At 67.5% G+C, this 16,797-nt stretch carries 18 protein-coding genes, 2 tRNA genes and 1 pseudogene; 10 read left to right on the top strand and 11 right to left on the bottom strand.

Features of this window, described 5'->3' with window-relative positions; all coding sequences use genetic code 11:
• Positions 1-21 precede the first annotated feature (21 nt).
• The gene (locus AC6CQV_RS10975) at positions 22-1,584 is read right to left on the bottom strand and encodes a phytoene desaturase family protein (protein WP_498259484.1); all 1,563 of its coding nucleotides are present in this window, start codon (positions 1,582-1,584) and stop codon (positions 22-24) included.
• 31 nt (positions 1,585-1,615) lie between these two features.
• Here AC6CQV_RS10975 and AC6CQV_RS10970 point away from each other — a divergent pair, with 31 nt between their 5' ends.
• The 4 genes from AC6CQV_RS10970 (at position 1,616) to AC6CQV_RS10955 (ending at position 4,247) form a co-directional block, all read left to right on the top strand.
• Positions 1,616-2,431, top strand: a complete 816-nt coding sequence (locus AC6CQV_RS10970; protein ID WP_498259483.1) for an inositol monophosphatase family protein — start codon at positions 1,616-1,618, stop codon at positions 2,429-2,431.
• Between the two features lie 247 nt (positions 2,432-2,678).
• Positions 2,679-4,004 carry a M23 family metallopeptidase gene (locus tag AC6CQV_RS10965; RefSeq protein WP_498259482.1) on the top strand — a complete coding sequence of 442 codons (1,326 nt, stop codon included), beginning with the start codon at positions 2,679-2,681 and terminating at the stop codon, positions 4,002-4,004.
• A 62-nt stretch (positions 4,005-4,066) separates the two neighbouring features.
• Positions 4,067-4,138 (top strand) — tRNA-Thr (locus tag AC6CQV_RS10960).
• A gap of 35 nt (positions 4,139-4,173) precedes the next feature.
• Positions 4,174-4,247: transfer RNA gene (locus AC6CQV_RS10955), tRNA-Met, on the top strand.
• A 48-nt stretch (positions 4,248-4,295) separates the two neighbouring features.
• Here the strand turns inward: AC6CQV_RS10955 and AC6CQV_RS10950 are convergent.
• Complete coding sequence (locus tag AC6CQV_RS10950; protein WP_498259481.1) at positions 4,296-4,781, bottom strand: GNAT family N-acetyltransferase; 486 nt, start codon at positions 4,779-4,781, stop codon at positions 4,296-4,298.
• A gap of 20 nt (positions 4,782-4,801) precedes the next feature.
• Positions 4,802-5,149: an ArsR/SmtB family transcription factor gene (locus AC6CQV_RS10945; RefSeq protein ID WP_498259480.1), complete on the bottom strand. Its 348-nt coding sequence runs from the start codon at positions 5,147-5,149 to the stop codon at positions 4,802-4,804.
• Between the two features lie 89 nt (positions 5,150-5,238).
• On the opposite strand from AC6CQV_RS10945, the gene AC6CQV_RS10940 reads away from it, so the two are divergent.
• A complete protein-coding gene (locus tag AC6CQV_RS10940) occupies positions 5,239-6,558 on the top strand; it encodes an NAD(P)-binding domain-containing protein (protein ID WP_498259479.1) in 1,320 nt (439 codons plus the stop codon).
• Positions 6,559-6,614: 56 nt separating this feature from the next.
• On the opposite strand, the gene AC6CQV_RS10935 is transcribed toward AC6CQV_RS10940, so the two are convergent.
• Both AC6CQV_RS10935 and AC6CQV_RS10930 read right to left on the bottom strand, forming a co-directional pair.
• Complete coding sequence (locus tag AC6CQV_RS10935) at positions 6,615-7,013, bottom strand: arsenate-mycothiol transferase ArsC (RefSeq protein WP_498259478.1); 399 nt, start codon at positions 7,011-7,013, stop codon at positions 6,615-6,617.
• Between the two features lie 20 nt (positions 7,014-7,033).
• Entirely contained in the window at positions 7,034-7,708 is a 675-nt protein-coding gene (locus tag AC6CQV_RS10930) for a metalloregulator ArsR/SmtB family transcription factor (RefSeq protein WP_498259477.1), read from the bottom strand.
• 48 nt (positions 7,709-7,756) lie between these two features.
• On the opposite strand from AC6CQV_RS10930, the gene AC6CQV_RS10925 reads away from it, so the two are divergent.
• Both AC6CQV_RS10925 and AC6CQV_RS10920 read left to right on the top strand, forming a co-directional pair.
• Positions 7,757-8,518 (top strand): MIP/aquaporin family protein, encoded by a 762-nt coding sequence (locus AC6CQV_RS10925; RefSeq protein ID WP_498259476.1) that lies wholly within the window; start codon positions 7,757-7,759, stop codon positions 8,516-8,518.
• Positions 8,519-8,529: 11 nt separating this feature from the next.
• Positions 8,530-9,909 (top strand): FAD-dependent oxidoreductase, encoded by a 1,380-nt coding sequence (locus tag AC6CQV_RS10920; protein WP_498259475.1) that lies wholly within the window; start codon positions 8,530-8,532, stop codon positions 9,907-9,909.
• On the opposite strand, the gene AC6CQV_RS10915 is transcribed toward AC6CQV_RS10920, so the two are convergent.
• From AC6CQV_RS10915 to AC6CQV_RS10890, 6 genes are all read right to left on the bottom strand, one after another.
• Positions 9,906-10,550: a DsbA family protein gene (locus tag AC6CQV_RS10915; RefSeq protein WP_498259474.1), complete on the bottom strand. Its 645-nt coding sequence runs from the start codon at positions 10,548-10,550 to the stop codon at positions 9,906-9,908. The two genes, AC6CQV_RS10920 and AC6CQV_RS10915, sit on opposite strands and share 4 nt — an antisense overlap.
• 3 nt (positions 10,551-10,553) lie before the next feature.
• Positions 10,554-11,240 (bottom strand): cation diffusion facilitator family transporter, encoded by a 687-nt coding sequence (locus AC6CQV_RS10910; protein ID WP_498259473.1) that lies wholly within the window; start codon positions 11,238-11,240, stop codon positions 10,554-10,556.
• On the bottom strand, positions 11,237-11,581 hold the full coding sequence (locus tag AC6CQV_RS10905; RefSeq protein ID WP_498259472.1) for an ArsR/SmtB family transcription factor: 345 nt from the start codon (positions 11,579-11,581) through the stop codon (positions 11,237-11,239). Before AC6CQV_RS10905 ends, AC6CQV_RS10910 begins: the two co-directional genes overlap by 4 nt.
• Positions 11,582-11,720: 139 nt before the next feature.
• Positions 11,721-12,143, bottom strand: a complete 423-nt coding sequence (locus AC6CQV_RS10900) for a helix-turn-helix domain-containing protein (protein ID WP_498259471.1) — start codon at positions 12,141-12,143, stop codon at positions 11,721-11,723.
• A 120-nt stretch (positions 12,144-12,263) separates the two neighbouring features.
• Positions 12,264-12,737 (bottom strand): hypothetical protein, encoded by a 474-nt coding sequence (locus tag AC6CQV_RS10895; protein ID WP_498259470.1) that lies wholly within the window; start codon positions 12,735-12,737, stop codon positions 12,264-12,266.
• Positions 12,734-12,949, bottom strand: coding sequence for a tyrosine-type recombinase/integrase (locus tag AC6CQV_RS10890; protein ID WP_498259469.1), 216 nt, complete (start codon positions 12,947-12,949; stop codon positions 12,734-12,736). The genes AC6CQV_RS10895 and AC6CQV_RS10890 overlap by 4 nt, the downstream gene beginning before the upstream one ends.
• 255 nt (positions 12,950-13,204) lie before the next feature.
• Between AC6CQV_RS10890 and AC6CQV_RS10885 the strand changes: the two genes are divergently transcribed.
• From AC6CQV_RS10885 to AC6CQV_RS10875, 3 genes and pseudogenes are all read left to right on the top strand, one after another.
• Positions 13,205-13,696 (top strand): NUDIX domain-containing protein, encoded by a 492-nt coding sequence (locus tag AC6CQV_RS10885; RefSeq protein WP_498259468.1) that lies wholly within the window; start codon positions 13,205-13,207, stop codon positions 13,694-13,696.
• A 1,076-nt stretch (positions 13,697-14,772) separates the two neighbouring features.
• Positions 14,773-15,035 (top strand): annotated as a pseudogene (locus AC6CQV_RS10880) (integrase core domain-containing protein); the annotation flags it as partial.
• 825 nt (positions 15,036-15,860) lie between these two features.
• On the top strand, positions 15,861-16,667 hold the full coding sequence (locus AC6CQV_RS10875) for a tetratricopeptide repeat protein (RefSeq protein WP_498259467.1): 807 nt from the start codon (positions 15,861-15,863) through the stop codon (positions 16,665-16,667).
• Positions 16,668-16,797 lie beyond the last annotated feature (130 nt).

Genomic DNA, 16,797 nt, shown 5'->3' with positions numbered 1-16,797 from the left:
CGCCGCGCCGCGCCGCGAGCTTCATCCGAGGATCTCGAGAGCGGCGATCGCGGCGTTGTGGCCGCCGATGCCGCTGACGGCGCCCCCGCGGCGCGCTCCCGATCCGCACAGCAGCACGCGATCGTGGGAGGACGCGACGCCCCACCGCTGCGCGGGGGAGTCCAGAGGCTCATCGTCCGCCGCCCACGGCCACGCGAGCGGGCCGTGGAAGATGTCGCCGCCCGTCATCCGCAGCGATCGCTCGAGGTCGACGGTCGTGCGCGCCTCGATGCACGGCGTGCCGTCGGGGGCGGTGTAGATGCAGTCCGCGATCGGTTCGGCCAGCACCGCGTCGAGCGTGCGCTGAGCGGCATCCATGAGCCTCGCGCGGTAGTCGTCGGGATCGGCGCCCGCGCTCAGCCGGTGTGGCAGCTGCAGACCGAAGAGGGTGAGCGTCTGCGCCCCCGAGGTCTGCAGCCGGGGGCCGAGGATCGACGGGTCGGTGAGGGAGTGGCAGTAGATCTCGGCCGGGAGGGGGTCGGGGATGCCGCCGGTCGCGGCCGTCGCGTAGGCGTCGTCGAGCTGGCTCATCGTCTCGTTGACGTGGAACGTGCCCGCGAACGCCGCCTCGGGGGCCACCTCGTCGTCGCGCAGGCGTGGCAGGCGCGACAGGAGGAGGTTCACCTTCAGCTGAGCCCCCTCGGGCGGATCGGCCTCGTCTGTGCGCGGATCGCCGAGGAGATCGGCGAGCACCGCGGGCCCGACCCCGCTGAGCACGAGCCGCCCGGAGAAGGTCTCGCCGGAGGCGAGCGTGACGGTCCCGTCGGGATCGATCGCGACCACCTCCGCCTCGGCGCGCAGCTCGGCGCCGGCCGCTCGCGCCGCGTGCTCGAGCGCCGCGCTGACGCTCCCCATGCCGCCGACCGGAACGTCCCAGTCTCCGGTGCCGCCGCCGATCACGTGATAGAGGAAGCACCGGTTCTGGCGCAGCGAGGGGTCGTCGGCCCACGAGAACGTGCCGATGAGGCCGTCGGTCAGCGCCACGCCGCGCGCGATGTCGGTGTGCAGGCTGTCGCGCAGGAGATCGCCGAGCGGGCGTCGGGTCACGGCATCCCAGAGGCCCGCGTCGGGCAGCAGCGCGCGCAGCTCGGATTCGCGCCGGAGCGGTGAGGTCACGGTCGGGAACACCGCGGCGGCGAGCGGGAGCAGGCGATCGGAGAGCTCCGAGAAGCGCTCCGCCTCCCGCACGTCGCCGGTCGTGCGGATGAAGCTCGCGGTGGTGGCCACGGCATCCGCGTTGTCGACGAGGAGACCGCGGGTCGGATCGCCGGGGTCGGGCGTGTACGAGCTGTAGCGGCGCCGGCGCAGATCCAGCGGGAGGTCGAGGTCGTCGACGATCGTCCGCGGCAGGAGGCTCACGAGGTAGGAGTAGCGCGAGAGCCGCGCGTCCACTCCCGGCCAGGGGTGTTCGGACACCGCCGCCCCGCCCCATCCGTGCTGTCGTTCCAGCACGACGACGCGCTTGCGTGCGCGGGCGAGATAGGCGGCGGCGGTGAGGGCGTTGTGGCCCCCGCCCACGATCACGACGTCGTAGAGCGCGCTCATGAGCCCACGGTAGTGCGCGTACGGTGGAGGCATGGTGGATGCCGAGCGCTTGCACGTGATCGCTGTCGAGATCGCTCGGGAGGCGGGTGCGCTCGCACGGCGACGGCGCTCCGAGGGCGTCGCCGTGGCGGCGACGAAGTCCACGCTCGCCGACATCGTCACCGAGGCCGACCGCGAGGTCGAGCAGCTCATCCGCGACCGGCTCGCTGAGGAGCGACCCGATGACGGTTTCGTCGGGGAGGAGTCCGACGCGCAGCCCGGCACCAGCGGGGTGACCTGGATCGTCGACCCGATCGACGGCACCGTCAACTATGCCTACGGCATCCCTCACTACGCCGTCAGCATCGCGGCGGTGACCGGTGAGCCCCGCCCGGGCCGGTGGGAGGCGCAGGCCGCCGCGGTCTACAGCCCCGTCGTGGACGAGCTGTTCCATGCGCTGCGCGGCGGGGGAGCCTGGCTCGGCGAGCAGCGGCTGGCCGTGTCGACGGTGACGGATGCCGGGGCCCTCCTGGCCACCGGCTTCGGATACGACCCGGCGACCCACGACGGCGACCTGGCGCGCGTGCGACGCCTGATGGTGCTCGCGCGCGATCTTCGCCGGGCCGGGGCCGCGTCGCTCGATCTCGCGTACGTCGCGGCCGGGCGACTCGACGGCTACTTCGAGCGCGGATTGAAGCCGTGGGATCACGCGGCGGGCGCCCTGCTCGTCACCGAAGCCGGTGGCCTCGTCGGCGGTCGGCCCGGCGGAGCACCCGGTGCCGACATGACGATCGCCGCCGGGCCCGGCCTGTTCGAGCGGATGCGCGACCTGCTCGACGAGGTCGACGGCGTGGGCGGAAACGGATAGGAACGTCCACCGCGCGTCCATGGCATTCCCAGCGTGCAGCATGTAGTGTTTACCCGATCGTTATCTTTGCCGGCCCGAACGGCAGAGTGATCCGAAGCCCGTAGTACGTCGCCGCCCGGAGCTCCCCCTTCCGTGCGGCCTGACGAGAGCCTGTGATGTGACCCTCGACACCCCCACGGCTGACGCCGCGCCGTCACGGCGCGCAAGCCGACGACCCGAAGCGGCGGCGACGCCGAACGGGTCGGGTGTGCTGACCCGCGCGGAGTACCGGCGCCGGGCTGCCGAGGCGGCCGCGGCCTCCGCTCCCGACGTGGTCTCGCCCGAAGCCGCGCTCGCCGAGGCCCCCGCCACCGACCTGACCGACGAGCCCTCGCTCGCCGAGGCCGTCGTGGCGGATGTCGCCGCGGCGATCGTGGCCGAGACCGTCGTGGGCGCGCAGCCCGACGAGGCGTCGCGTCGGCGTCTGCGCCGCGCAGCGCGCGCCGTCTTCGAGTCGGTCGCCGCCGACGGTGCCGCCGAGGTGGAGGTCCACGTCGACGCCCGCCTGAGCGACGTCCACGTCGACGCCGCCGACGACCAGCCGGTCGCCGCGCAGTCGATCCCCGTGGCCGAGCAGCTTCCGTCGGGCTCCGCCTTCACGGCCCCCGCGGACGATGCCTGCGACCTCGACGAGTTCGAGTTCGCCGCGCGACTGTTCTCGTTCACCGGTGAGACCCCCGTCCAGCGCCCGGTCGTCGACGCCACCGACGACACCGTGTCCGCTGCCGAGCCGGCCCCGCACGTCGCACCGCGTCGGCCCCGTGCGACGGCGGTGGTGAAGCGGATGGCGGCGGCATCCTTCTCCGTGGGCGTCATGGCCGTCGTGGGACTGCTCGCGGTCAGCACGACGACTCCCGCCGCGGCGATCGCCTCGGCATCCGACACCACCACCTCGACCTCGACCTCGACCGCCGTGACGGCCAGCCAGAAGCTCACGACGGGATCGGGCAGCCAGATCCAGGCGTTCGTCGCTTCGGGCGCCGAACAGCCCAACACCCTCGATCGTCCCGAGAGCTACAACGTCACCTCGATGGCGGAGCTCGCGGCCGAGTCCGGTGTGCGCCTGTTCGCCAACACGTGGGTCAATGACCCGACGTCGCCGATCCAGTACCCGTTCCCCGTCGGTGTGCCGATCTCGGCCGCCTTCGGGTCGCTCGCCTACGAGTCTGAGTTCGCCACGCCGCACAACGGCGTCGACCTCACGCCGGGCGAAGGGGCCGAGATCCACGCCGTGGCGGCCGGGACCGTGCGCATCGCGACCGAGGCGGGCGGCGACTACGGCGTGACCGTGCTCATCGATCACATCATCGACGGTCAGCTCGTCTCCACCCGCTACGGCCACATGCAGTACGGCTCGCTGCAGGTGAAGCAGGGCGACAAGGTCACCGCCGGTCAGGTGATCGGCCGGGTCGGCCAGACCGGCAAGGCGACCGGGCCGCACCTGCACCTCGAGGTGCTTCTGGGTGGCACGACGCGCATCGACCCGATGCCGTGGCTGGCCGAGCACACCAAGGGCGGTCACACCGTCGGCTGACCGATTCTGTCGGACGCCTCGGCTCTGATATTCTTTTCTGGTTGCCCCGCGAGGGGCGGCACGCCCCGATAGCTCAGTGGCAGAGCACTTCCATGGTAAGGAAGGGGTCGTCAGTTCAATCCTGACTCGGGGCTCGCAGCATCCACATCTCGCCGTGTGGGTGCGGCGCGGCGGGGTAGCTCAGTTGGTGAGAGCGCACGACTCATAATCGTGAGGTCGCGGGTTCAAGCCCCGCTCCCGCTACTTCGGGGATAGGACTCTGGTCTTACTCGAACAATTTCTTCGGGGGTTTCACCCGTCTGCGCGGCGTCGCTCTACCAGAATGGTGTCGCGCCATTGCCCAGCCCACGGACCGTAGATCATGAGCGCGATGCGTTCCCTGTGTCCGACGCGACGGAAGCCCGCCTGGTCGTGAAGCGCGAGGCTCGCTTGGTTCTCGGGGAAGATGCTCGACTGCACCGTCCACACTCCTGCGTTGTCCATCGCTTCGAGAAATGAACTCAGAAGCGCTCGACCGACGCCACCCCCGCGAACGCGCGTGGCGACGTACACCGAATGTTCAACAACCCCGCGGTAGACCTCACGGGTCGAAACAGCCGACGCAGCGATCCAGCCGATCACATCGTTATCGGTATCGACGGCGACGAGCCGGCCCGCCGTCAGCTTCCCGCCGTCGAAGGCGTCCCAGGTGGGTGGCTCCGCTTCGAAACTCGCGTTGCCTGTTGCGAGGCCCTCGCGGTAGATGGCTTCGATGGCGGGCCAGTCCTCGGGCTGCATCGTACGGATGCTGATAGTGCTCACGGGTGAAGTGCGTTCGCGGCCCGCTCGAGCGTTTCAGTGACGACGCGGTAGTAGGCCCAGCGGCCGCGCTGTTCGCGGGTGGCGAGGCCCGCGTCGACGAGCAGCTTCATGTGGTGGGAGACGGTCGGTTGAGATAGCCCGACGGGCTCGGTGAGGTCGCAGATACATGCCTCACCGTCGCCGGACGCTGCGATGAGGGAGAGAAGTCTTACGCGGGTGGGGTCGCCTAGGGCCTTGAACGTTCGCGCGATTCGCTCGGCCTCGTCGGGCGACAGCACCCCGCCGGTGACCGGCGCGCAGCACACCGCCGCGTCCGCTGTGAGAAGGGGAAGTGTCGTGGGCATGCAACGATTCTGGCACGTCGCATTGACATTTGTCGATACATCGAGGATTCTCGATCCATCGAATTCTCTCGATGCGTGAGGAGTGAGTGATGGAGAGCACGTTGCCTGTCGTGGTGATCGGCGCCGGCCCGCAAGGGCTCGCTGCTGCCGCCCACCTGGTCGAGCGGGATCTGCCGGTCGTTGTACTGGAGGCCGGGGCTGGTCCAGCCTCGGCGGTTGCTGAGTGGGGGCATGTGCGCCTGTTCTCGGAGTGGCCGGAGTTGATCGACGCGGCCGGAGCGCGGATTCTCGAGCCCACTGGGTGGACGGCTCCGACGACGGGGTATCCGACGGGTTCGCAGTGGATCAGCGGCTATCTCGCGCCGCTTGCTGCTGAGTTGGGCGACCGGGTGCGGTACGGCGCTCGGGTTGTCGGGGTGTCCCGTCTGGGTCGTGATCGTCTCGTTGACGCGGGCCGCGGCGATCAGCCGTTCACGGTTCACGTGCAGCCGAGCGAGGAGGAGGAGTACCGGTTGCAGGCGCGCGCGGTGATCGACGCCTCGGGCACGTGGTCCTCGCCCAACCCCGCGGGCGCGGACGGTCTGCCCGCACTGGGCGAGCGGGCCGCCGCCGGGTTGCTGTCGTACCGCATCCCCGACTTCCGGGATCGGGAAGGGTTTGAGGGGAGGCACACGGTCGTCATCGGTTCCGGGCATTCGGCGGTGACGGCGGTCCTCGCGCTGGCGCGCATGGCGCGCCGCGACCCGGGCACGACGGTGACGTGGGCGCTGCGCCGTGCCAGCGCGGGGAACGCCTTCGGGGGTGGTGAGGCCGACGAGCTACCGGCACGCGGGGCGTTGGGGATCAAGGCGAAGGAATTCGTCGACGCCGGGCTGGTGTCGCTCGTGACCGGGTTCCGCGTCGAGCGCGTCACCACGGATGGGGACCGCCCGGTCCTGGTCGCAGAAGATGGCCGCAGGCTCACCGCCGATCGCGTTGTGGTGCTCACCGGGTTCCGCCCCGACCTGTCGTTCCTGTCGGAGCTGCGGTTGGAGCTGGATCCCACATTGCAGGCGCCCGTGCGCATCGCTGCGGAGGTCGATCCCAACGTGCATTCCTGCGGTTCGGTCGCGGCCACCGGCGCGGCCGACCTCGCCCAGCCGGAGCCTGACTTCTACCTCGTGGGCGCGAAGTCCTACGGGCGGGCACCGACCTTCCTCGCCCTCACCGGGTACGAACAGGTGCGCAGCGTCGTCGCAGAGCTCGCGGGCGACCACGAGGCTGCCCGCCGGGTGGAGCTCGCGCTGCCCGACACGGGCGTGTGCGGCGGCGCCGGCCTGTTCGACGCCTCCGGGGCATCCCTGGGCGGTGCTTGTTGTGCCCCGCCGGCTCAGGTGCTCCAGATCGGCCGCGCTCCGGCCACCGTCTAACTGGACGCAGGAAAGGGGGCGGGATCGCATCAGCGATTCCGCCCCCTTCTCGTTGCTCAGCGTGCGAGGAGTGTTGTCCGGATTTTGTCGGAGACGGCTTCGCGCAGTGGCCGCACAGCCTCGGCGTCCCACGCCTCCGGGTTCGGGAAGGACCACTCCAACACCTCACCACGCGGCGTGGACGGCAGAGCCAGGCCGGGCTTCATCAAGACCACAACGTCCGCCGTATCGAGGTCTTTGCTGGTGACAGCACGGGGCACCCGGTCGGTGATGTCGATACCAAGTTCAGCAACCGTCGCAGCTACGGCGGGGTTCACTTCGCCCGCGGGCGACAGTCCCGCCGATGTCGCGGTGAACCGGTCGCCGGCCAGGTGCTCTAGGAGCGCGGCGCCAAGCTGGGAGCGGCCGGCGTTGTGCTGGCAGATGAAGAGGACGGTCGGGGTGGTGTCAGTCAAGGGTTCTCTTTCTGGGAGGGTCAGATGGCGGCGAGCCGGGGAGCGAGTTCCGTGATGCGGCGTTCCAGCTCGTCGTAGGCGGTGTCGAAGGCGTCGTCGGTGCCGACGCGCACCGGGTCCGGGATCGACCAATGCAGATGCCCGGTCACGCCGAGTTCTTCGTGCGCGTTGTCGCACACGGTGACCACGAGGTCCGAACCGGTCAGCACCGTCTCCAACGCCCGCGGCGATTCATCGGGAAGGTCGAGTGCGTGACGGTCCGCCGTGGCGATCGCGCCGGGATCGATCCGGTCTGCGGGGTGTGTGCCGCCGGACGCGGCAGGGATGCTGCTGCGGGTCGACCACAGCGCCGCGGCCAATTGGGATCGAGCCGAGTTCGCCGTGCACACGAACACCACTCGGCCCGCCCTCTCTACTCGACCGGGGGTGAGGCCCTGCAGCGCGGTGTCGGTCAGGTGGACGTAGCTGCGTCGCTTGTCCGCTTCCGACCGCGACCGGGCCACCATGCCCGCAGTCTCCAGCACGTTCAGGTGATGCGACACCAGGTTTCCCGGCATGCCCAGAGCGGTCTGAATTTCCGACGGCGACAGGTCGCCGAGCGTCAGGAGGTCAACGATCCGCAGGCGCGACGGGTCACTAAGAGCGGCATGCCGAGCGGCCCGTGCCTCCACCGCGTCAGTTCGTTCAGTGTTCATTGAATCAATCTTGACTGATCTATATCGCTCGGGTCAAGATGAGCCGACATGAAAACCACCGCCCGCTCTCACCCGTCCGCCACGCGGCCGCACGTGCTCCGCCGTGCCGCTGCCGAGTTCGTCGGAACAGGGATGCTCGTCGCTGTCGTTGTCGGATCGGGGATCGCCGCGCAGCGGCTCTCCTCGGACGATGTGGGGTTGCAGCTTCTCGAGAACAGCCTGACCACAGCCCTCGGCCTAATGGTGCTGATCCTGATGCTCGGGCCCGTGTCGGGAGCGCACTTCAACCCCGTGGTGTCGCTTGCCGATTGGCTGCTCGGGCGCCGCGAGAGAACGGGCCTGCCGCTGCGCGACCTCACCCCGTATCTGGCCGCGCAAGTTCTCGGCGGCATGGCCGGAACCCTCCTCGCGGGGCTGATGTTCGACACCGCTCCCGCGCTCTCCGGCAATGACCGCGCGACCGGTGGACACCTGGTCGGGGAAGTGGTCGCCACCGCCGGGCTCGTGCTGCTGATCTTCGCCCTCGCCCGAACAGGGAAAGGCCCGGTGACCGCGGCCGCGGTCGGGGCCTACATCGGCGCCGCGTACTGGTTCACCAGCTCCACATCGTTCGCCAACCCTGCCGTGACCATCGCCCGCATGTTCACCGACACGTTCGCCGGCATCGCCCCCACCTCCGCGGCACCGTTCATCCTCGCCCAGCTCGTCGGCGCCTCCCTCGGGCTCGCACTGCTGCTCGTCTTCTACCCGACCGCCGCCCGCACCGCAGGTGACGTCGTGGTCCCCATGCAACCCGAAACCACCTCCTGAGAGGCACACCCATGCACCTTGTAGCGATCGGCGGAAGCGACGCCGGAATCTCCACTGCCCTCCGCGCCCGCGAACTCGACCCCTCCGTCGACGTCACCGTCGTCGTGGCCGACGCCTTCCCGAACTTCTCCATCTGCGGCATCCCGTACTACTTCTCCCGCGAAGTGCAGCCCTGGCAATCCCTCGCCCACCGCACACACGCCGACCTCGAAGCCACCGGCATGAACCTGCGCCTGGACACCTTGGCCACCAGCATCGACGTCGGCGGGCGCAGACTCACCGTCCGCGACGCCGCTGGCACCGAATCGAAGATCGCCTACGACGCCCTGATGGTCGGCACCGGAGCATCCCCGTCCACCGCCGGCATCGTCGGCCTTGACCAGCTCGGCGCCAACGACGGCGTGCACCTGCTGCACTCCATGGGCGACACCTTCGCGCTGGAGCGCTACCTCGACGAGCACCAGCCCGAAACCGCGATCATCGTCGGCGCAGGCTACGTCGGCCTCGAGATGGCCGAAGCCCTCACCGTGCGCGGCCTGCACGTCACCCAACTCCAACGAGGCCCCGAAGTGCTCTCCACCCTCGACCCCGAACTCGGCTCCCTCGTCCGCGACGAACTCACCCGCCACGGCGTCAACGTCCTCACCGGAACTCGCATCGAAGCCGTCACCCGCGACGCGGGTCAGCTCACCGTGACCGGCACCCGCGACGGTGACGCTTTCTCCCGCAGCGCCGACCTCGTGCTCGTCGTCGTAGGCGTGCGCCCCAACACCAGCCTCCTCACCGCAGCCGGCGCAACCACAGGGGCCGGTGGCGCGGTCGTCGTCGATGAGCACATGCGCACCGGCCTGCCGCACGTGTGGGCAGCCGGAGACGGCGTTGTCACCCAGCACCGCCTCCTCGGCGTCACCTACCTGCCTCTCGGCACCACCGCGCACAAGCAGGGCCGCGTCGCCGGAGAAAACGCCATCGGCGGCGACGCTCGCTTCGCCGGCAGCCTCGGCACCCAGGTCGTCAAGGTCTTCGACGTCGTAGCCGCCCGCACCGGCCTCCGCGATCACGAAGCCGCCGCTGCGGACTACGCCCCGCACAGTCACACCGCGATCGCCGACGACCACAAGCGCTACTACCCCGGAGCCACCCCCATCAACATACGCATCACCGGAGACACCCGCGACGGCCGCCTCCTCGGCGCGCAGCTCGTCGGCACCCGCGGAGCCGAAATCTCCAAGCGCGTCGACACCTACGCCACCGCCCTGCACCACAGCATGACCGTCGCCGGAATGAGCGACCTCGACCTCTCGTACACCCCGCCGCTGGGCTCGCCGTGGGACGCCGTGCAAATGGCGACACAGGCGTGGGAGCGGGAGGTTCGGTCGGTCGTCGTCTAGCCGCGCAGAGCCGACTCGATCGCTGTATCCAGGTCGTTCCACCGCTCAATCACGAGCGGTTCGCCATCGACGAAAAAGGTCGGGGTGCTGCCGACCCCCAACGTGCGCCCTTCTTCAAAGTCGGAGCGCACTCTCTCTTCGGTCATCGGGTCGCTGACCGCTGCGTCGTACGCGGACATGTTGAGCCCGAGCTGCTCGGCGTAGTCCCGGAACACGGCGGCGCGAGATTCCTGGGCTTCGCCCCACGCGTCTTGTGTCTCGAACAGTCGGTGATACATGTCCTCGAAGCGGCCTTGCCGGGCGGCGGCTTCGGCGGCGACCGCAGCATGGGTGGCGTTGAAGTGCCCCGGGAGCGGGAAAGACCGCACTGCATAGGTGATGCGACCGGCGTACTTCTCGCGCAGCTCCTCGACAACCGGATAGTACGCGCCGCACGCCTCGCACTCGAAGTCCAGGAACTCCACGACGGTCACGGCATCGGCGCCGCCGTCGTCGAGTACGTGCGAGTCCGATCGGACGACGCTGGCCGATGCGGGATCGGGTGCCTGTGCGCGGTTGATGAGGAAGTAGACCAGGCCAGCGAGAACGACAACGACCAGAACGGAAGCCGCTGCAATCAGCGGCTTGGCGTTAGCCCGCACGGCTCAATGCTCGTGGTGGACGTGCTCGTGCTCATCGTCGTGCTCATCCTCGAGCAGCATCCCCACTGAGGTAGCGCAAGCATCACCGCGCCACGCTTCGACGCCCTCTCGGACCGCGAAGGCGGCGATGATCAGGCCAGCGATCGCGTCGGCCCACCACCAGTCGAACAGGCTGTTGACGACGAGGCCGACGAGCACCGCGGCGGACAGGTACGTGCAGATGAGGGTCTGCTTGGAGTCGGCAACGGCGGTTGCCGATCCCAGCTCGCGGCCTGCTCGGCGTTCTGCGAGGGAGAGGAACGGCATGATGACAACGCTGAGGGCGGTAATCACGATGCCGAGCGGGGAGTGCTCGACGTCGACCTGGCCGACGAGAGCGAGAACGGACGTGACCGTGACGTACGCGGCAAGGGCAAAGAACGCGACCGCGATCACGCGGAGGGTGCCCTTCTCCCACCGCTCGGGATCGCGGCGGGTGAACTGCCAGGCAACCGCGGCCGCCGATAGAACCTCAATGGTTGAGTCCAAACCGAACCCGATCAGCGCGGCCGAGGATGCGACTGTGCCAGCGGCGATCGCGGCGACGGCCTCGACCAGGTTGTAGGCGATGGTGGCGGTGACGATCCATCGGACCCGGCGTTGGAGCACGTGTCGGCGGTCATCGATGCGGTGGGAAGCTGTGGTTGTCATGCGCAGGTGCAGCTCTCTCCGGCGCAGCAGCCGGGCTCGACGTAGAGAACGACGCGTAGCAGCTCGTCTAAGGCGGGGGCCAGGTGGGCGTCTGCGAGTCGATACCAGGTCCGTCGCCCATCGGGCACGGACTCCACGAGCCCGCAACCTCGAAGGCATGCCAGCTGGTTCGACATGACCTGCCGCGAAACGCCGAGCGCATCAGCCAGATCGGACGGGTATGCCGGAGCCTCTCGCAGCGCGAGCAGCACGCCAGCTCGCGTCGGGTCGGAGAGGGCGTGGCCGAGGCGGGCGAGCGCAGCGGTGTGCGTCACCGAGGCGGTGAGAGTCGCTGAGGGCATGTGGCAATAGTACAGGGTTTACTGAATTAAGACTCCCGTGTACTTTGGGGTTGTGCGAACTGATCGGTTTCGGCTCGGTCGCGGCGCCGCGGTGGGCTCGCGCCAACCGGCTTGTAGATTCGCCTCCTCGGGACGCAGGTCACGGTTCACCTCTCCCGACGAGGTGGCTTCCATCTTTGTAACTGCCGCCACGTGGGCGTAGCTGAACCCCTTCCTTGATCAGCCGCTGCCGGACGTTGTTGTAGCTGGTGTCGAGACGGGTTGCGATGGCGGCGATCGGGTGGCCGTGCTCGTACAGCGTTCGTGCGACCTCGACCTGATTGTCCGTGAGTGGCTGGCGGCGCAGTGCCACCCCCTCGTCTCGGAGTAGTCGGAGGATGCCTGTCTTAGAGAGTCCGTAGGTGTCGCAGAGACTCGGTGTCGTCGCACCCGATTCGTACTCGGCGGCGATTTGCTTGACCAGGGCCGGTTCGAGACGCCGACGAAGCGATCGACTCACCTGCTCGACCAGTGCAGAGGTGGCGAAATTCGGCGTCAGATCAGCCAATTTCTGCAGTTCCACCAGGGGCGGCGGCAGCAGGACCGATTTATTCGAGTAGTGGTGTACTGGCTCTACCGAATACCCAGATCAGCCCCGGAATCCCCGGGGCTGTTTTGCGTTATGGGTCACGCGGTCCTGCGCTTACCCCGCGGATTCGTCGAACGGCATCATGATGTCGAACCAGTTTGCGACGCCTTCGAGGGTGTCGCCCACCGACCGATCTTGCATTTGTCGGTAGAGCTCGACTGCTGCTGCGGTTGGCTTCTTTTCGAGGGCCGCGAGCGGGATCTCAACAGGTGCCCAGTAGACGTCCGCCCAGCGAGCGGGCCATCGCATTGGCCAAGACAAGCCCTCCTGGTGGCGAACGCAGATCGCTGCTCCGTGTGCCACGGCGTTCCTCGCGAGACGCATCGCGGGTAGGAGCCGCCCCCACTCGGCTGCTGATCTTGCTTCGACGTAACCGGCGACTTCCCAAAGCTGTTCATCGAGCGCGCAAGCCCAGAACAACGCCTGGCCGGCCGCAATCGTTGATCCGCGCAGGTCGTCGGGGTCGATCGCAGCCGCAGCTCGACTCAACCCATCCCGGGCGACGGCAATCCCCGATTCCTCGATCATGCGCCAAGCACGGAGTCGAGGGCGTTGGCTGTCCTCGGCCCGCCGACCGTCTTGCTCATGTAGGTGCCCATCGTCAGCGACGGGTCAGCGTGCCCGAGGTACTCGGCGATGTTGCGCGGCGAGAGGCCCGCCTGGTCGAGCGCCGTCGCCACCGCCTTTCGGAACGAGTGCAACGTGTAGTTGCCGAGCCCGAGCCGCGTGCGGGCCTGCAATCCCCAAGGCGGAGGCGAGTTCTACACTGTGCACGAGACCTTCCCCAACGACTGGACCGAGGGAACCCGTACCGGGCTGGACCCACTGTCGTCCAGCTACGACTTCACACGGAGCCCACGCTGGGTCCTCTCGGGCTTGCGAGACGGAGACGGCTTCGCCTTTGGATCTGAAGTGGTCCACGGCACCGAACCCGTGCATGCCGGGAAGGCACTGAAAGTACTGTGCTTCATTATCGAGCCCATCCAGGAGTTGACATGAGCGAGCCTCCCGAGCTTCCTCCATGGGTGAACCTCCCCGTCCGCCGGAAAGTGATGATATACGTGCTAGGGGCGAACGACACCGTCCTGACTTTCACGCAACGCGACTCTCCCGATGCAGGCGCTCAAATCCCGGCAGGCACGGTCGAACCCGGCGAGTCCACCGCTGCCGCAGCGGCACGCGAACTCGAAGAAGAAACCGGACTGGCTGCAGCGTCCACACTGGTGCACTTCGCCGACAGCTTCGAGGACGTGCGAGAGTTCAAACCTGAGATTCACTGGCGCAGCTGGTTCTACACGCTGTCCAACGGGTTCCCACCCGCAAGCTGGACGCACGTCGAACCACGAAGCAGCGGCAATGACATCACCGCAGACTTCGAATGGATGGACGCGCGCGAAGCTACCAAGAGCTTGATCGCGGGACACGGAACGCAACTCGAACTCGCCCGAAAACTGACAGGCTTCTGGCGCAATGATGCCCATGACTGACCCGCTCCCGGCGTACATGACGGGAGCGCATGCCTTCCGGTAGTCACTGACAACCGCATCAACCGCAACCTATTCCTCGGCCGCGTTAATCACTTCACACTCCAGTTCTACCTACCGCTCGCCCAAACCGATGCGGAGGCGCAATCGCTTGAAGACTCATTAGTCGACGCGGAAAACCTAAGCGATCGCGATGTCCAGTCCGTGATCGCATCAAAGTACGCACGACTGATCACGCTCTGGTACGCAGCGGAGATACGTCTCCTCGGCACGGTCATCGATCAACGGTGGATGCGGAGCGCGGGCGAGACGGTCGCCGCCTTCGCCAGAACGCCTGCTGATCATCGGCCGACGCCAACGACTGACTCAGCACGGCTGGCCGCCAAAGATCCTAGCCAATTTCTGAAGTGGACAGATTCCTTCGGAAGTGGAGGGCCCTCTGCTGAGTTCCTCTGCTTCATGAACCCATACTGGCGGGCCGCCGGCTTCATCTACGGCTCACCGTTCGACGCAGTCACCCAGCTGCGCCCCGAGGCGATACGCGGCCCGTACTCGATCAACGCCGATCTTCGGGCTCGCGGGCTCTACCCTCCTCGAGCGGCATGGTGATGTTGTCTCTACCGCTACGGCCCGTTGCGGCTGCCAAAGCGTGGCGAAGACAACTCGATTACACAGGCCGTCATGCCCGCGCTATCGCCGAAGTGCAACTCGCCCGCACAGGGAACGCCGGATCGTCCTCCGAGCGTATCGCGGCCGGGGTCAGGATGCTCGCCAAAGCTTCACCTATAACGAGCCATATCTATCACCCGATGTGTGGACCGGGTCAGTGGGCCCACGAGATCGTCCAAGGCTGCGAGCGTGTTTTTCGCGAATGAACTCGACCGCCCCTGACCGAGATGATCCGGTTCATCGACGAACACCGGGATCGTTTCGGGGTCGAGCTCGTCTGCGGTGTCCTAAGGCCGGTGGTTCAGGGCTTCCTCACCTCTCGCGGCTATCGCGCGGCCGTCGGCCGAGCGCCGTCCGCCGGCAGCTGAAGGACGAGCTGCTCGTCCCGGAGGTGGTGCGGTTGCATGCGGAGAACTACCGAGCGGATCGTCGAACTTGGCGCCGTCCCGTCCACCGGAACGGTCGGCGACAGCTTCGATAACGCGATGGCGGAGGCAGTGAACAACCTCTACAAGACCGACTCATCCACCAGCAAGGCTCCTGGCGCACGGTCGAGCAGGTCGAGCTCGCGACCCTGGAATGGGTGTGGTGGTGGAACAACTCCAAGTTCCACCAGGGGTGGCGGGAGGAGCGCCGTCTTATTCGAGTAGGGGTGCTGGCTCTACCGAACTAGTTTTGCTCGAACACGTGACCTTGAGATGGACGTCTGTCCGTTCGGCAGAAGAAGCGTCGGAGATTTCTGCGGCGCCTTTTTCGTTGGTCGTCCCGATCCCATCGGCGGCGCGCTGCTCGTGGAGGGGGTATCGCCTTGTTCCTCTGTCCGCTGTGCGCGGCAGCGGTCGCGGTTGCGAGCGTCGGGTTAGGATCACGCAGGCCAGTACCGTCATCCGTCAGGGTCTCGGGGTAGCGGCGAGGGACGGGTCCCGCTTCACCCGGAGCGTGGTCCAACCAACACAGCCCGCCGCCGCCGGCGTGGTGCTTACGGGAGTGGGCGTATCCGACGTCTCCAACCGGATCACGGGGATGAATAGAGCCCCGCGACGAGGTGGTGGCGTTGGCGGAAGGTATGTGATGTGGGTGACATGAACTGTCGGCCGGGCTTCTGGCGCTTCTACTATTCGAGCGGGTACGTATTTGGTCTCGCAGTACTGGTGGTCTGCCTCACGTTCTCGCCAGGCGCGCTCCAGGGGAGGCTGTTTGGCCTCCTTGCGGCTGTGATCATTTCGCTTGCTGCCTGCGCCTACCACTACCGACGAGCGCTGCGCGCGGAGAGGAGACGCGAAGCGTCGACGCACGACGAGTAGACGCCGATTCGCTTTCGGTGTCCGCCGAGTGCCGATTCCCTCCGCGTTGGCGACGCTCGACACCTGCTCGAACGAAGGCTCGGTGGACACCGTTGTAGCTGACGTTGAAGTGTGCAGCCATCGCCGCGCGATGCCACACTGATGGAGCGTCGCTGCCTCGCGCGCCGGCTCGTCTCGCAATGGAGGATCGCTTAGTGGAGAAAGAGCATTCTCAGGGGTGGCATCCTGCCCGACAGAGGCTCAGCGCGCTTCTCTCGGAGGAAGCCTATCTGGAGTTTGTTCGAGCTCTCCGCGCCCATCCCCCTTACACAGATCCCGATGGCCTCACTACTCGGGGTGGTGTCGCGCTGTCGACTGAGACGCTTGCAGAAGTCCGGAATGCTCCGAACGATGCGGGCGCTGTCTACGCCCTCGGAGCCGAGATCTGGGCCGAAGACGGCGGTGAGACGGAAGGAATAGTCGTTCTTGGTCGGGCGGTTGAGCTTGGGTCTGTCGCCGCAGTCGCAGCGTTGGGTGAATCACTGCACTGGATGGGAGATGACGAGCGCGCGGTTCCTCTTCTGAGGAATGCCGTGGGGCATGCAACAACTCGGTCTCCCCGGCTCGAGGGACTCCTCGGTGAGGCGCTGCTGCGCACAGGCAAGTCTGATGAAGCCGAACCACTGCTGCAATCTTCCTCCGGGGCCCATGCGGAGTTCGGACTATCGCTCGCCAAGATCCGGCTGCAGGCAGGCCGGCGCGAAGAAGCGCGAGAAATTCTTGAGAGGGCGACAGCGGAAGATGTGTATGGCGCGGCCCTTCTGTTGGGCAACCTCCTCGACGAAGACGGCGAGGTTGATGCCGCGATCTCCGCGTATCGCGCGGGTATTGCGCACGGTGACGCTCACTCGGCGTACAACCTCGGGGTTCTGCTGCTCGGCAGAGGAGATCAAGAAGAGGCGAGGATGGCCTTCGATGTTGCCCGGTCGATGGGTGATCTGACGTTGCCCCCAGCCCTCTGATCGACTGCGGGGATACGGTGGCCGCCCGGACCCGGAGAACCGTGCACCGTGAGGATCTGGACCAGTACGGTCGCCAGTCGCTCACCCCGGAACCCCTGAGGCGGTCTCGTTCGCGGCACGCCGCCTCGCG

Source organism: Microbacterium sp. EG9 (genome assembly GCF_059759475.1).
Note: the sequence above shows the minus strand (reverse complement) of the source record. Positions and strands in the feature narration are given on the sequence as shown.